Origin of the sequence: Bradyrhizobium sp. BWA-3-5 (assembly GCF_032917985.1) — a bacterium.
Lineage (GTDB): Bacteria > Pseudomonadota > Alphaproteobacteria > Rhizobiales > Xanthobacteraceae > Bradyrhizobium.
The window spans coordinates 218,238-232,743 of record NZ_CP136626.1; the positions used below are offsets into that span (position 1 = coordinate 218,238).

Here is a 14,506-nt window from a genome sequence, read left to right on the forward strand (position 1 = left end):
GCAATCCATCTATCCCCGTGTGGTGAGATGGATTGCTTCGCTCCGCTCGCAATGACGGCGGAGAACGACGTGAAGTGATCAGCGAAACTCGGCGACGACCTCGATTTCGCCAACGATCGCTTCGTTGAAGGCGGTCATTTCCTCGGCGGGAATCCAGTATTCCAGATGTGCGGAGCCGCCGGCTTTCTGAACATCATATTTTTCCAGAAAATCGCGTCTGACCTTTAAGCGGGTGACATAGCCGGAGCCGCTGGCCGGCACATTCCAGTCGCGGGCGATCTTCGCGGCGTATTCTTCCGAGAGCACCGGATAGAAGATCGGCTGGTCCGGCAGCCGCGGCGGGAACGCGCGCATGCCGCTGCTTCGGATCAATTCCAGTTCGGCCGGTCCAACCGGGCGCCAGAGGGTCAGCACGTCTCCCACTTCGGCCGGCATCGCTACCCCCGCCGCTTCGCGTTCGCCGCGATCGACAGCAGCGTCCGCAGCCCGATCGCCGATGCGAGCGAGGCCTGCTTGCGCATGTCCAGCGCCGCGGTCCCGAGCTGGTCGATGATGGCGGCGAGCCGCGCCGGGTTGAAATTGCGCAGCGCGATTTCGACGGCGCCCTTGCGCGAGAAGTGCAGCCGCGGATAGCCGCTTTCGAGCAGGGCCGACAGCGGCGTGCCTTCAGCGACGGCGAGCGCGGATTTGTGCAGCCACGCCGCCTGGCGCTGCGCGGCCGAGATGATCACGCCTGGGTAGGTGCCGGCGACCATCGCCTTGGCAAACTCGCTTTCGACCAGATCCGGCTTGCCGGCAAAGGCGCCGTCCACGATCGGGTCGAGCTTTAGCTCGGAGGCGTCGGAGACCACGGTCATGACGTCGTCGAGCGCAATCTCGCCCTTGCCATGCGAATAGAGCGCAAGCTTGCGCAGCTCGTTGCGGGAGGCCTGGCGGTCGCCGCCGAGCAGCGACGTCAGCACCGCCCGGGCATCGGCGGCGATGCGCAGATTGGAGGTCCGCAGCTCCTCGTCGATCAGCCTGGCGAGGTCGCGCTCGGTATCGGGATAGCAGGCAATGGCGACCGCGGTGTTGGCGCGCTCGCAGGCCTTGCGTAGCGGCGATTCCGGCCGCAGCTCGCCGGCCTCGATCACGATGCGGCAATCCTTCACCGCCGAATCGGCCAGCGTATCCACCCCGCTGGCAAAACTGCGCGAGCCGGCGCGGACGCGAATGGCGCGGCGGCCGCCGAACATCGGGATCGTCATGGCCTCGTCGACCAGCCGCGACGGCTCGGCCGCCAGCTCATCGCCTTCCAGCCGCACCAGCGAAAAGGGATCATTGGGATCGTCGACGGCCGAAGCAATCAATGCGTCGGCACGCTCGCGGACGAGGCCGGCATCGGGGCCGTAAAGCAGGACAATCGGACGGCCGGGGTCGGGCCGGGCGAGAAAAGCATCGACGTCTTTTCCGCGGAGCGCGACCAACGGGAATCAGGTTCCGGCGTAGAAGTAGGACGCCAGCCGGGTCTGGATGTTTTCCGCGATTTCATTGGCGGCGCGATCCTCGGCGTCGCGGAAGGCGCGGGCGCGGGCGAAGCGCTGCAGCTGGCCCGGGATGTCATAGGACACGCGGGAGAAGGTCGTGCCCGTCATGACCGACTTGTTGGTGGCAAGATCGATCAGATTGTACTGCGCATCGATGCCGTAATTCTCGCTGGAGGGCAGCGCCGTGGCGGGATCGAGCATCAGCGAGTTGCGGGTTGTGGTGAAGCGCAGCACGAGCCGGTGGGTCGGCGGCATGCCGGTGGCGCTGCCGTAGAGCTTGAACGCCAGCGCGTTGCGGATCTCCACCTGGATGCGGGCCTCGCGCGAGGCGTTGGGTTTGTCGACCGGCGGGATTTCCACGCCCATCAGCTTTTCGCGCAGGCCGGGCTTGCCGTCGTTGCGTTCCGCATACATCGGCTGGAAACAGCCGGCCGTCAGTGCCGCCAGCGCGGCGACGGCGATCAGCCGGACGGCGATCCGGGTCCTAGCCAACGACATTCACGATCCTCATGGGAACTACGATTACCTTGCGGACGGCCTTACCGCCGAGGGCGAGTTTTACCGCATCGAGCGCCAAAACGGCAGCCTCAATTTCCGGATTTTGGGCGACCCGTGGCACGGTAACATCACCCCGCTTCTTGCCGTTGACCTGGACCACCAGCGTCACGGTGTCTTCAACCAGCAAATCGCGTTCCATTTGCGGCCAGCTGGCCTCCGAAATCAGCCCGGGCTGCCCCAGCACCTGCCAGCACTCCTCGGCCAGGTGCGGCATCATCGGAGCGATCAGCTGGACCAGGATGGTTGCGGCCTCGCCGATGGACCAGGCCAGATCCGGCGCCGTCTTGCCGTCGCGGCCCAGCACCTCGGCCAGCACGTTGGTGAATTCCCGGATATGGGCCAGGCAGACGTTGAAATGCAGCCGCTCGATTCCGGACGACACCTTGTCCAGCGCGCCATGGGCCGCCTTGCGCAAGGCAAGCGCATCGGCGCCGAACGAGGCCGGGCGGTCGGCGGGGGCCGCCTTGGCGATTTCGGCTGACTCATTCACCAGCCGCCACAGCCGCTGCACGAAGCGCGCCGCGCCCTGCACCCGCTCGTCGCTCCAGATCACGTCGCGGTCGGGCGGGGAGTCCGACAGCATGAACCAGCGCGCGACGTCGGCGCCATAGGTCGCGATGATGTCGTCGGGGTCGACGGTGTTCTTCTTCGACTTCGACATCTTCTCGATCGGGCCGATCGCGACCTGTTCGCCGCCTTCGATCATGATCGCGCGGCGCTCGCTGCCGGCCATGTCGATCTTCACCTCGGCCGGTGTGACGTAAGTGCCGTCGGCCTTCTGATAGGTCTCGTGCACCACCATGCCCTGGGTGAACATGCCGGCGAACGGCTCCTTCATGTCGATATGGCCGGTCGCCTTCATCGCGCGGGTGAAGAAACGGCTGTAGAGCAGATGCAGGATCGCATGCTCGACGCCGCCGATATACTGGTCGATCGGCAGCATTCGATTGACGACCGGCAGCGTGGTCGGCGCCTTTTCGTTCCAGGGATCGGTGAAGCGCGCAAAATACCAGGACGAATCCACGAAGGTGTCCATGGTGTCGGTTTCGCGCTGGGCCTTAGCCCCGCATTTCGGGCAGGTGACGTGCTTCCAGGTCGGATGGTGGTCGAGCGCGTTGCCCGGCTTGTCGAAGGTGGCGTCCTCCGGCAGCGTCACCGGCAGCTGATCGTCCGGCACCGGCACCACGTCGCATGTCGGGCAGTGAATGACCGGGATCGGACAGCCCCAATAGCGCTGGCGTGAAATGCCCCAATCGCGCAGGCGGAAATTGACCTGCCGCTCGCCGACCCGCGCGTTGCCGCGCATCTCGGCTTCCAGGCGCTTCGCAACTTCTTCCTTGGCCGCATCGATGGTCATGCCGTCGAGGAAGCGGGAATTGATCATGCGGCCGTCGCCGTCATAGGCGGTGTCCGTGATGACGAAGCTCTTCGGGTCCTGGCCGTCGGGGCAGACCACCGGGACATTGCCGAGCTTGTACTTGTTGACGAAGTCGAGGTCGCGCTGGTCATGGGCCGGGCAGCCGAAGATGGCGCCCGTGCCGTATTCCATCAGCACGAAGTTCGCGACATAGACCGGCAGCTTCCAGCTCGGATCGAACGGGTGCACGGCCTTGATGCCGGTGTCAAAGCCCTGCTTCTCGGCAGTGTCGATGATCTCCTGCGCGGTGCCGATCTTCTTGATGTCCGCGATGAACGCGGCGAGATCAGGATTCTTCGCTGCTGCCGCTATCGCCAGCGGATGGTCGGCCGAGATCGCCATGAACTTGGCGCCGAACAGCGTGTCCGGCCGCGTCGTGAAAATCTTCAGCTCGGTCTCGCCGGCAGGCGTTGTCGCCGGATCCAGCGCAAAGCGAATCAAGAGGCCCTCGGAGCGGCCGATCCAGTTGCGCTGCATCAGCCGCACCTTGTCCGGCCAGCGATCCAGCCCGTCCAGGGCGTCCAGCAGCTCCTGTGAGTACTTCGTGATCTTGAAGACCCACTGGCTCATCTCGCGCTGCTCGACGACAGCGCCCGAGCGCCAGCCGCGGCCGTCGATCACCTGCTCGTTGGCCAGCACGGTCATGTCGACCGGGTCCCAGTTGAGCTTGCGCTTCTCGCGTTCGGCGAGGCCGGCGCGCAGCATGTCCAGGAACATCTTCTGCTGATGCTTGTAGTAGCTGGGGTCGCAGGTCGCGAATTCGCGTGACCAGTCGAGCGACAGCCCGATCGACCGCAGCTGCTTCTTCATCGCGGCGATGTTGTCGTAGGTCCACGCCTTTGGCGCGACCTTGCGCTCGATCGCGGCGTTCTCCGCCGGCAGGCCGAAGGCGTCCCAGCCCATCGGGTGCAGCACGTTGAACCCCTTGGCGCGCATGAACCGCGCCAGCACGTCGCCGAGCGTGTAGTTCCGGACATGCCCGATATGGATGCGCCCGGACGGGTAGGGGAACATCTCGAGGACATAGTATTTCGGCCGCGGATCGTCGTTTTTGGAGGCGAAGATCGCCTTTTCCTCCCAGGCGGCTTGCCAGCGGGGCTCGGAATCACGGGCGTTGTAACGTTCGGCGGTCATGAAATCGCAGGGGTTTTTGTGGATTCGGGTCCCCATCCAGAGGACGGCGGACTAGGCCATAAAAGCGGCTGCGGGGCAACGGTTCGAGGTGCGGGAGGGGCTGATTTGAAGACGGCGCAGCGCTGGGGCGCCTTACCCGGCCATCGCGATCCCCGACTCGTCCGCCAGCTTGGCAAAGCCGTGCTCGACCACGGTATTTCGGCCGCGGTGCTTGGCGGCGTAGAGGGCGGCGTCGGCAGCTTCGATCAGGTCGCCGGGGGTTTGGGCGGCACTCGGCAGCGTGGCGGCGACGCCGACACTGACAGTGACCATCCCGTAGCTGGAGGTGATGTGGGGCAAAGCGAGGCCCTGAAGGGTGGCGCGCACGGTTTCGCCGATCTCGAGCGCCTTCTGCGCATTGGTGTTCGGCAGCAGCAGGCAAAATTCCTCGCCGCCATAGCGGCCGGCAAAGCCCATTGTGTCGCCGGCGATGCCGGCCAGTGTCTCGCCGATGCGGGTGAGGCAGGCGTCACCCTCGGGATGGCCGTAGGTGTCGTTGTAGAGCTTGAAGTGATCGACATCGATCATCAGCAGCGACAGCTCGCTGGCGTATTGCTGCGCCTTCATCCACTCGAAATCGAGCCGGCTCTGGAAGCCGCGGCGGTTGGCGAGGCCGGACAGCATGTCGATCGAAGCCATCACGGTGAGCCGGTCATTGGTGGCGACGAGCTCGCGCTCGCGCTGGCTGAGCTGCGCCGCCATCGCATTGAAGGCGCGCGCCAGCGGCATGAATTCGGAAGGAAGGCGGCTGCGCGACACGCGGGCCGAGGCATCGCCTTCGCCGAACCGCTTGGCCATGCTGGTCATGACTTCAATCGGATTGATGATGAGTTTCTCGGCGCCGATCAGCGCGCCCAGCAGCACGAACAGGCAGACGAAGGCGAGCTGCAGATAGGCGACACGGATGTCGCCGTTGATCGCGGCCGTCACCGCGTCCTCGTCGATGCTGACGATCAGGCGGGATTGCGTTCCGGGGATCCGGGCGAAACTGATGGTGCTTTTCGAGCCGCCGGTCGCGGCAAAGGAGATCGAGCCCGTATCGGAATTGGAGGAGAGCGCCTTGTAGGTGACGGCCGAGAGCAGCGGTACGTTGTCGAGGGGACGGCCGATCATGCCGGCCTGGTCCGGCGGCGCCGCCAGTACAACGCCCGTTGAGTCGATCAGGACGGATGAAATGCCCGGCCGTCCGCCGAGATTGGCCATGATCTTCGACAGCCAATCGAGATTGATGCCGGCGACCGCAACCGAATCTTCTTCCGGATTGATCGCCGAGACCGGATAGGCGGCCATCATGATCGGACGGTTGTTGGTCTTGCCGAACAGATAGTCGCTGAAAACGAAGTCGCGGGTTTGCTGCGCCTTCCTGAAATAATCGCGATCGCCGATGTTCAGCCCCACCTGAATGTTCAGGGTCGAACATTGCACCACGCCGTCCTTGCTCACGAGCATGATGCTGCGGATCCAGGGCAGGTTGGCGGGCAGGCTGGCGCGCAGGATCTCGCAGCTGCGCCCGATGCCGCTGGAGGCACGGATGTAAGCCGCCGATTTCAGCATCGTCTCGACGGAGGAGATCACCTCGCGCTGGGTCTCGGCGCTGTGATGGGCGATATTGGCGTGCTCTTGCGACGCCATCGCGATCTGCTTAGTGCGTGCGTCTTCAAGTGAGCGGACGCGCTCCAGCATCAAGGGCGCCACCAGCAGCACAGCCAGCATTGCAAGCCGCGCACGGATGCCCAGAAGCTTCTTGAGCTTGAGTTTGATCCGATTGCGGTTGAAAGTAACGCCAGACATCCCTGCCCCCCACATCACAGGGTAGTGCGAAGGGTTCAAAAAGCCTTTCCCGAACTTGGTAAAATTCAAGGAAATGCCGTAAGATTTTCGGCCGGGAATGCGATCAAGAACAGGACATGACGCGAGAGAGATGGCGACGCCGCTAACCAAGTCTTTACCAACCGGCCTTGCTCAGGTGGAGCAGGAGATCGCGCGCGCCTGCAAGGAAGCGCGCCGCGAGCGCGGATCGGTGACGCTGGTCGCGGTGTCGAAGACGTTCGACGGCGCAGCGATTTCGCCGGTCATCGACGCCGGACAGCGCGTGTTCGGCGAAAACCGCGTGCAGGAGGCCAAGGGAAAATGGCCGGCATTGATGGCGACACATCCCGGAATCACGTTGCATTTGATCGGGCCGCTGCAGTCCAACAAGGCAAAGGACGCGGTGGCGCTGTTCGACGCCATCCACTCGGTCGACCGGCCGAGCCTGTGCGAGGCGCTGGCCAAGGAAATCAATTCGCAGAACAAACGCCCGGAATTGTTCGTCCAGCTGAACACCGGCGAGGAGCCGCAGAAGGCCGGCATCGCACCCGGCGAGGCCGATGCCTTCATCGCAAGCTGCCGCGAGAAATACGGCCTCGCCATTTCCGGGTTGATGTGCATCCCGCCGGTCGATGAGGCGCCGGCGCCGCATTTCGCGCTGACGGCCAAGATCGCCGCGCGCAATGGCTTGCGGAATCTGTCGATGGGAATGAGCGCGGATTTCGCCGTGGCGATCCAGCTCGGCGCCACGCACGTGCGCGTCGGCTCGGCAATTTTCGGTCATCGCTGAGCGGACTCCGTCATTGCGAGCGAAGCGAAGCAATCCATAGCGCGGCATAACGGCTAGATGGATTGCGTCGTCGCTTTGCTCCTCGCAATGACGGCGATAGAGCTTACCTAAATCCCACCGACACTTGTCCCAGCGCCCCGAAATCAACGGCGCAAAAATCACCCGCCTGAATCGGCAGCGGCGGATGGCAGGTACCGGTCGTAACCACCTGCCCCGCCTTCAACGTCACGCCAAGCTGGCGCAGTTCATTGGCAAGCCAGGCCAATGCGATCCGGGGATCGCCGAGGACGTTCTTGCCGTGACCGACATATTGCTGGCCGCGCATGGTCGTGACTGGCCGCTCTTCGACGAGGTCCATCGCGCGCCAATCGGCGCTTGCCGCCGGCCCCAGCACGAACAGATGCGCACAGGCATTGTCGGCGATCAACTGGGCCTCGCCGGCGCTGGCGAAATCGCCGAACCGCGAATCCGGAATCTCGATCGCCGGATGCAGCGTATCGACCGCATCGAGCACCTGCTGCACGGTATAGGGCGTCGCGCGCGAGGGCAGATCAACGCGCATGCGAAAGGCGAATTCGGGCTCGGCGACGCGCATTTCGTTGCCGGCCATCGCGGCGGTGCCGCCATCCGGAATCGCGGTTTCGGCGAGGATGCGCCCGGCCATCGGGCCGGTGACGTTGATGTGCTTTTGCCCGGCCTCGCTGGTTGCTGCAATCTTCCAGCCGAACAGGCTTGGGCCGAAAATTGTTCGATGGCCGCCTGGATCGCGTAGCCCTCGATGCGGTCGCGCGGCCGCAGCGATGCGTCGAGGGCGGCAAGCTTAGTGCCGGCGCGCCAATGGTCGTGCAGCGTTTTCGATGCGGCGGTTACCGCGTCCTTGTCGAGCATTGTTCTGATCCCATCAGCCGATCATGATTCTTGTCTGCGGGCCCATCCGCCGCAACAGCCGCAGCATGGAAGACTTGGTCATCGACACGCATCCCGCCGTCGGCGAAAAATTGGGGCGGGCCAGATGCAGGAACACGGCGCTGCCGCGGCCGGCTACGCGCGGCGCGCTGTTGTGATCGATCTCGATGATGAAATCGTAGAGATGGTCCTGGCGCGTCAGCCGGTCGCCGGCCTGACCCTGGATCAGGCGAACAGGCTGGTTGTAATGGCGATCGCGCGGGTCTTCGCACCAGGCGTCTTCGGGCCTGATCGCCCGGACCGGCAGAAAGGTCGGCGGCCGGACATGGCGGTCCGCGCGCCACCACAATCGCAGCGGGCGATAGATGCCCCTCGGGGTGCCGCCGTCGCCCTCCCTCTTGTTGGCAAGGACGCCACCGCGACCAAGTGCCACCGGCACGGACCAGCCGTCCACGGTTAACCATCCCCGACGGGGGTCGCCGGCAGCCCTTTGCACCCGGATCGAGGTAACTGGCCGATCACGCGCGGTTGTCTTATAAGTGATTGAAGTGGCGTTGTTTTCCATGCCAATGCCCGAATTCAGGGATTGCCTGCCCCGGCCCACAATTGCCCGATTTGGGGCCATTACAGGACATTCATCGAAATCGGCCTCAAATTTGGGATAGACTGCGGTCCAGCTTGTGAAACTGTAACAATCTCTTACCTCAATGCGAATCAGTACCAGCTTGGCTTGTCTGCGAAGTTTGCACGCGAATCAGGTTGTCATCGACCAAGACCCGGCTTGAGACGCTTCCACTTGTGTCCGCCGCCTGCCTCAAGAGGATCGTATCCTATGCCCAATGCCCGCAAGATCCTGATCGTGGATGACGATACCGATCTGCGCGACACGCTGGTTGAGCAGCTATCGCTGCACGAGGAGTTCGAAGCTTCCGCCGTTGATACCGGCGCCAAGGGCGCCAGCGCCGCCAAGGCCAATTCGCCCGATCTGGTGCTGATGGATGTCGGCTTGCCCGATACCGACGGCCGGGAAGTCGTGCGCAGCCTGCGCAAGGGCGGCTTCAAGGCGCCGATTATCATGCTGACCGGTCACGACACCGATTCCGATACGATCCTGGGACTGGAATCGGGGGCCAACGACTATGTCGCCAAGCCGTTCCGGTTCGCCGTCCTGCTCGCGCGGATCAGGGCGCAGCTTCGTCAGCACGAGGCCAGCGAGGATGCGGTGTTCTCCGTCGGTCCCTACAGCTTCCGCCCCGGCTCCAAGATGCTGACCGCCGCTAACGCCCGGAAGGTGCGGCTGACGGAGAAGGAAACCGCAATCCTGCGCTTCCTGTACCGCGCCGGCCAGTTGCCGGTGTCGCGCGAAACGCTGCTGCAGGAAGTCTGGGGTTACAATTCGGGTGTCACGACGCACACGCTGGAGACCCACATCTACCGTCTCCGGCAGAAGATCGAGAAGGATGCGGCCAACCCGGAAATCCTGGTGACGGAAGCCGGTGGCTACAAGCTGGTGCCGTGATACGATTCGCAGCCGCTATTTCTGATTTTCGCGAATCCTGGTCACAGGTTAATGTCGATCGAAGATGATGTAGCCCTGCTCGAGCGGGTCCCGACACTGCGCCTGTTGGGAACGGCGTCGCTACGCATGCTGGCGATCGGCTCCGAGCAGCGGAATTTCTCGCCCGGCGACTATCTGTTCAATGCGGGTGATGACGCGGATGCGGGCTATATCGTTCAGGGCGGCTCGATCCGGGTCGAGGATGGCGGCGCCGAAGTCGTTGCTGGCCCGGGCTCCCTGATCGGTGAACTCGCGCTTATCGTCGCGATGAAGCGGCCATCGAGTGCGGTCGCGCTCGATCACGCCTCGGTCATCCGGGTCTCACGCAGCCTGTTTCAGCGGGTACTCGAAAGCGATCCCACCGCGGCGCGCCGCCTCCGCGACGAACTCGCCGCCCGCACCAGCCAGCTCGCCAGCGATATTTTGATGGCCGGCGCGAAGCTGAATATTTGATCGCTGCTAAACTTCCAGCGTCACCGTCACCGGCACGTGGTCGGACGGGCGCTCCCAGCCGCGCGCATCGCGGCTGATCCTGAAATCGGTGACGCCATCCTTCAGCGCGCGCGACACCCAGATGTGGTCGAGCCGCCGGCCGCGGTCCCCTACCGTCCAGTCGGCGGCGCGGTAGCTCCACCACGTGTAGACCTTTTCCGACAGTGGAATCCGCTCGCGCGCAACGTCGAACCATTCGCCGTGGGTTTGCGCCGCCAGCAGCTTTTCGCATTCGATCGGCGTATGCGACACCACCTTCAACAGCTGCTTGTGCGACCACACGTCGTTCTCATGCGGCGCGACATTGAGGTCGCCGACCAGGATATGCCGGTCGTCGCCGCGCGGATGCAGCGGCTCGCACGCCTTCATCTCGTCGAGAAATTTCAGCTTGTGATCGAATTTCGGATTGAGCGCGGGGTCGGGAATGTCGCCGCCGGCCGGCACATAGAAATTGTGCAGCACCAGCGGCTTTGCCAGCTGCGCCTTCTCGCCGAACGCCACCGAGATATGGCGTGAATCGATCTTGTCGCAGAAGGTCCTGATGTCGGTGGCGTCGAACGGCAGTTTCGAGACGATGGCAACGCCGTGATAGCCCTTCTGTCCGTTCAGCGCGACATGCTCATAGCCGAGACGCTTGAATCGCTTCAGCGGAAAGGCGTCGTCGATGCATTTGGTTTCCTGCAGGCACAGCACGTCCGGCCGCGCCGCTTTGAGGAATTTGGCGACGATGTCGATGCGCAGGCGCACCGAATTGATGTTCCAGGTTGTCAGGGAAAAACGCATGGGAACCGTGTCTTACCACGGTTCGTGGCGCCGTCGCGCTCTTTGTCCACAGGCGCAAGCTGGTGGGCACGCTCGCGCTTTGCCCACGCCTTTGGCGCCGAATTGAAGCCTTCAATTGGCGGGCGTGAAGTAGTTGGTGAAGTCGATCTTGAACAGGCCGGGGTCGACCTTCTTGGTCGAGTCGAGATTATAGACCGCGACCGTGGTGTCGTAGCCCTGCGGGTCGGTCACCGTCCATTGCTTGAGCTGGCCATCCTTGACGCCGACCATCAGCATCAGCCGGCTGGTGCCGATCAGGGCCTGCTTCTCCTCGATCGTGACGCTGATATAGACGTCGTCGGCGGTGACACTGACGACATTGGTGTCCTTGAGCAGGTCGATTCTGTCAGACAACAGGAAACGCAGCGGCGTTTGTGACAGCGGATAGATGTCCTGGGTCGCGAGCTTGCGGTCGCGCACGGCCAGCGACGAGCCATCCGCAACGATCGCGATCGGGCTTGGATCGTCGTATTCGAAACGCACCTTGCCCGGCTTCTGGATGTAGAAATCGCCCTTGGTCCTGCTGCCGTCAGGCCCGACCTGGACGAAATTTCCGACCAGCGTCTGCAGCGAGGACAGATAGGAACTCACCCGCGCCGCCTGCGCCTTCTGATTGGCATCGAAGGTCGCAAACATATTGGCCGGCACATTGCGGTTTGGATTCGGAATCACCGGGTTCGGCGGCGTCTGGGTGGCACCGGTTGTGGTCGGGCCCTTTTCTTGCGCGGTCATTTGCATGCCGCCATCGCGCACCTTGGGCGCGGGCTTCGGGACCGGAACGTTCTGCGACAGAGCCGGCGTCGCAAGGCCGGCGATGGAAGTGGCGAGCAACAGGGCCAGTCCGGAGCGCAGCCCGCGATGGGTGGGTTGTTGTGTCATCAGATATTTCGGATCTCTATGCGATGAGGCATCCCGCTGCCCGACAGTTTATCGTGCTTTCGAGCCAAGGGGGTATCGTTTTTCCGTGAAAATTGTTGCGCCGAATCCACGTTCACCGCGGGAATCTAGAAGCCGCCCTCCTCTTCGGGAACCAGAATTTCGCGCTTGCCGGCGTGATTCGCCTGGCCAACGATGCCTTCGAGTTCCATCCGCTCCATCAGGGAAGCGGCGCGGTTGTAGCCGATCTGCAGGCGGCGCTGAATGTAGGAGGTCGAGGCCTTGCGGTCCCGTTTGACGATCGCTACCGCCTGCGCGAACAGGTCGCCGCCGCCGTCGCCACCCATGCCGGTGGAATCGAACACGGCGCCATCTTCTTCGCTCGGCTCTTCCGCCGTGACCGCTTCCAGATACTCCGGCGCGCCTTGCGTCTTGAGATGGCGCACAACCTTCTCCACTTCCTCGTCGGAGGCAAACGGGCCGTGCACGCGGCTGATGCGACCGCCGCCGGCCATATAGAGCATGTCGCCCTGGCCGAGCAGCTGCTCGGCGCCCATTTCGCCGAGAATGGTGCGGCTATCGATTTTCGACGTGACCTGGAAGGCGATACGGGTCGGGAAGTTCGCCTTGATGGTGCCGGTGATGACGTCGACCGACGGACGCTGCGTGGCGAGGATGACGTGGAGACCCGCCGCGCGCGCCATCTGCGCCAGGCGCTGCACCGCGCCTTCGATGTCCTTGCCGGCTACCATCATCAGGTCGGCCATTTCGTCGACGATGATGACGATGTAGGGCAGCGGCTCAAGGTCGAGCTTTTCTTCCTCGTAGATCGCCTTGCCGGTTTCCTTGTCGAAGCCGGTATGCACCGTGCGCGTCAGCTCCTCGCCCTTGCCCTTGGCTTCGACGAGACGCTGGTTGTAGCCGTCGATGTTGCGGACACCGAGCTTGGCCATCTTCTTGTAGCGCTCTTCCATCTCGCGCACGGCCCATTTCAGCGCGACCACCGCCTTCTTCGGATCGGTCACGACGGGCGTCAGCAGATGCGGGATGCCATCATAGACGGAGAGTTCGAGCATCTTGGGATCGACCATGATCAGGCGGCACTGATCCGGCCGCAGCCGGTAGACCAGGCTGAGGATCATGGTGTTGATGGCGACCGATTTGCCCGAACCGGTGGTGCCGGCGATCAGCATGTGCGGGGTGCGCGCCAGGTCGATGATGATGGATTCGCCGCCGATATTCTTGCCAAGACAGAGCGGAAGTTTTGCGTGCGAGTCGTCCTTCACCGAAAGCAATTCGCGCAGATAAACCTTTTCGCGATGCACGTTCGGCAGCTCGATGCCGATGGCGTTGCGGCCGGCCACCACGGCAACGCGGGCCGACAGCGCGCTCATCGAGCGGGCAATATCGTCGGCGAGGCCAATGACACGCGAGGATTTGATGCCCGGCGCCGGCTCGAGTTCGTAGAGCGTGACCACCGGCCCGGGATTGGCCTTGACGATTTCGCCGCGGACGCCGAAGTCGCCGAGCACGCCTTCCAGCGCACGCGAATTGGCTTCGAGCTCGGCCTTGCTGAGCGGCTGCCGGTCGGACGCCTTGGGCGCGCTGAGCATGGAAACCGACGGCAGTTCGAACTTGTCGGTCTTGCGAGAGGCGGGACGCGGTGCGGGCTTCTTGCGCGCGCGGGGGGCCTCTTCTTCTTCCTCCTCCTCCTCGTCTTCTTCTTCCTCCTCGTCCTCTAATTCCTCTTCCTGCGGCGCCAGTTTTGGCGCCGCACGGCCGCGAAGGCTCGGCTCCTGGCGTTCGAACGAAGCGGTACGAAACGGCGTTGAACTCGACACCAGCGAGCGGTAGGCCGCGCTCATCAGCCATCCGATCCGCGCCTTTGCGCTCATCAGCGCGTGGTAGATCCAGCCGAGCGGCACCGAGCCGCGGTCTTCTTCCTCGACGAACGGCGTGTCATCGTCCTCGATCGGTGTCAGCTCTTCTTCCTTCGGACGCGAGCCCCAGCCGCAGGCAAACAGGAAGGCCGCGCACATCGCGACTAACAGGATGATGCCGAGCACGAGGCGGTAGCTGAATCCGGGTGGACCGAACACCACGGCGGGCGCGCGCACCAGCGCATCGCCGACGACGCCGCCAAGGCCGGTCGGCAGCGCCCATGCGCCGCCATGCGGCCAGCAGCTTGCAAAACCCGCCGCGATCACCGTGCAGAGAATCCAGCAGCCAAGGCGCAGCGCTTCGCGGTCGAAGTTGCGATGGGTCAGCATCCGCCAGCCCCACACCGCAACCGGGAGGATCAGCATGATCGCGCCGAGACCGAGGATCTGCATCAACAGATCAGCGCCGATCGCGCCGGGGTAGCCGAGCACGTTACGAATCGGACGCGAGGTCGCGTGGCTCAGGCTCGGATCCTGCACGGACCATGTCATCAGCGCCGCGGCGGCAACGCCGGATAGCGCGATCAGGCCGAGGCCCATCAGCTCGCGCAGGCGCCGCGCCAGGGCTTCGCGGATCGAGACCGGCAGATGGCCGACCAGGGGAATGACACGTTCGATCGCTGGCATGCTCATCGGGCC

General features: G+C 63.8%; 12 protein-coding genes and 1 pseudogene. 3 read left to right on the forward strand and 10 right to left on the reverse strand.

The features are described 5' to 3' along the window. Positions 1–78 precede the first annotated feature (78 nt). The 5 genes from RX331_RS01030 to RX331_RS01050 form a co-directional block, all read right to left on the reverse strand. Positions 79–435 (reverse strand): ADP-ribosylation/crystallin J1, encoded by a 357-nt coding sequence (locus tag RX331_RS01030; protein ID WP_317254826.1) that lies wholly within the window; start codon positions 433–435, stop codon positions 79–81. Between the two features lie 2 nt (positions 436–437). Next, on the reverse strand, positions 438–1,466 hold the full coding sequence (gene holA, locus RX331_RS01035; RefSeq protein WP_317254827.1) for a DNA polymerase III subunit delta: 1,029 nt from the start codon (positions 1,464–1,466) through the stop codon (positions 438–440). Between the two features lie 6 nt (positions 1,467–1,472). Next, the gene (gene lptE / locus RX331_RS01040; protein WP_317254828.1) at positions 1,473–2,024 is read right to left on the reverse strand and encodes an LPS assembly lipoprotein LptE; all 552 of its coding nucleotides are present in this window, start codon (positions 2,022–2,024) and stop codon (positions 1,473–1,475) included. Next, positions 2,011–4,635: a leucine--tRNA ligase gene (leuS, locus tag RX331_RS01045; RefSeq protein ID WP_317254829.1), complete on the reverse strand. Its 2,625-nt coding sequence runs from the start codon at positions 4,633–4,635 to the stop codon at positions 2,011–2,013. The genes lptE and leuS overlap by 14 nt, the downstream gene beginning before the upstream one ends. A 132-nt stretch (positions 4,636–4,767) precedes the next feature. Beyond that, positions 4,768–6,465 carry a diguanylate cyclase domain-containing protein gene (locus tag RX331_RS01050; protein ID WP_317254830.1) on the reverse strand — a complete coding sequence of 566 codons (1,698 nt, stop codon included), beginning with the start codon at positions 6,463–6,465 and terminating at the stop codon, positions 4,768–4,770. A 130-nt stretch (positions 6,466–6,595) separates the two neighbouring features. Between RX331_RS01050 and RX331_RS01055 the strand changes: the two genes are divergently transcribed. Continuing rightward, on the forward strand, positions 6,596–7,273 hold the full coding sequence (locus RX331_RS01055) for a YggS family pyridoxal phosphate-dependent enzyme (RefSeq protein ID WP_317254831.1): 678 nt from the start codon (positions 6,596–6,598) through the stop codon (positions 7,271–7,273). Between the two features lie 103 nt (positions 7,274–7,376). On the opposite strand, the pseudogene RX331_RS01060 reads toward RX331_RS01055, so the two are convergent. Both RX331_RS01060 and RX331_RS01065 read right to left on the reverse strand, forming a co-directional pair. After that, a pseudogene (locus tag RX331_RS01060) lies at positions 7,377–8,161 on the reverse strand (2-keto-4-pentenoate hydratase). A 13-nt stretch (positions 8,162–8,174) separates the two neighbouring features. Then, positions 8,175–8,744: a L,D-transpeptidase gene (locus tag RX331_RS01065; protein ID WP_317254832.1), complete on the reverse strand. Its 570-nt coding sequence runs from the start codon at positions 8,742–8,744 to the stop codon at positions 8,175–8,177. A 267-nt stretch (positions 8,745–9,011) separates the two neighbouring features. On the opposite strand from RX331_RS01065, the gene RX331_RS01070 reads away from it, so the two are divergent. Further along, complete coding sequence (locus tag RX331_RS01070) at positions 9,012–9,698, forward strand: response regulator transcription factor (protein ID WP_028348340.1); 687 nt, start codon at positions 9,012–9,014, stop codon at positions 9,696–9,698. Between the two features lie 51 nt (positions 9,699–9,749). After that, positions 9,750–10,190 (forward strand): cyclic nucleotide-binding domain-containing protein, encoded by a 441-nt coding sequence (locus RX331_RS01075; RefSeq protein ID WP_317254833.1) that lies wholly within the window; start codon positions 9,750–9,752, stop codon positions 10,188–10,190. A 6-nt stretch (positions 10,191–10,196) separates the two neighbouring features. Here the strand turns inward: RX331_RS01075 and RX331_RS01080 are convergent, their stop codons facing one another. The 3 genes from RX331_RS01080 to RX331_RS01090 form a co-directional block, all read right to left on the reverse strand. Then, positions 10,197–11,012, reverse strand: coding sequence for an exodeoxyribonuclease III (locus tag RX331_RS01080; protein WP_317254834.1), 816 nt, complete (start codon positions 11,010–11,012; stop codon positions 10,197–10,199). Between the two features lie 111 nt (positions 11,013–11,123). Further along, positions 11,124–11,930 (reverse strand): outer membrane lipoprotein carrier protein LolA, encoded by an 807-nt coding sequence (locus tag RX331_RS01085; RefSeq protein ID WP_317254835.1) that lies wholly within the window; start codon positions 11,928–11,930, stop codon positions 11,124–11,126. Positions 11,931–12,055: 125 nt separating this feature from the next. Next, entirely contained in the window at positions 12,056–14,500 is a 2,445-nt protein-coding gene (locus RX331_RS01090; protein ID WP_317254836.1) for a DNA translocase FtsK, read from the reverse strand. Between the last annotated feature and the right edge of the window lie 6 nt (positions 14,501–14,506).

Coding starts and splice junctions, on each gene's coding strand:
- leuS (WP_317254829.1), bottom strand. CDS start 4,635: ATGACCGCCGAACGTTACAACGCCCGTGATTCCGAGCCCCGCTGGCAA.
- RX331_RS01065 (WP_317254832.1), bottom strand. CDS start 8,744: ATGGAAAACAACGCCACTTCAATCACTTATAAGACAACCGCGCGTGAT.
- RX331_RS01050 (WP_317254830.1), bottom strand. CDS start 6,465: ATGTCTGGCGTTACTTTCAACCGCAATCGGATCAAACTCAAGCTCAAG.
- RX331_RS01030 (WP_317254826.1), bottom strand. CDS start 435: ATGCCGGCCGAAGTGGGAGACGTGCTGACCCTCTGGCGCCCGGTTGGA.
- lptE (WP_317254828.1), bottom strand. CDS start 2,024: ATGTCGTTGGCTAGGACCCGGATCGCCGTCCGGCTGATCGCCGTCGCC.
- RX331_RS01070 (WP_028348340.1), top strand. CDS start 9,012: ATGCCCAATGCCCGCAAGATCCTGATCGTGGATGACGATACCGATCTG.
- RX331_RS01075 (WP_317254833.1), top strand. CDS start 9,750: ATGTCGATCGAAGATGATGTAGCCCTGCTCGAGCGGGTCCCGACACTG.
- RX331_RS01090 (WP_317254836.1), bottom strand. CDS start 14,500: ATGAGCATGCCAGCGATCGAACGTGTCATTCCCCTGGTCGGCCATCTG.
- RX331_RS01055 (WP_317254831.1), top strand. CDS start 6,596: ATGGCGACGCCGCTAACCAAGTCTTTACCAACCGGCCTTGCTCAGGTG.
- RX331_RS01080 (WP_317254834.1), bottom strand. CDS start 11,012: ATGCGTTTTTCCCTGACAACCTGGAACATCAATTCGGTGCGCCTGCGC.
- RX331_RS01085 (WP_317254835.1), bottom strand. CDS start 11,930: ATGACACAACAACCCACCCATCGCGGGCTGCGCTCCGGACTGGCCCTG.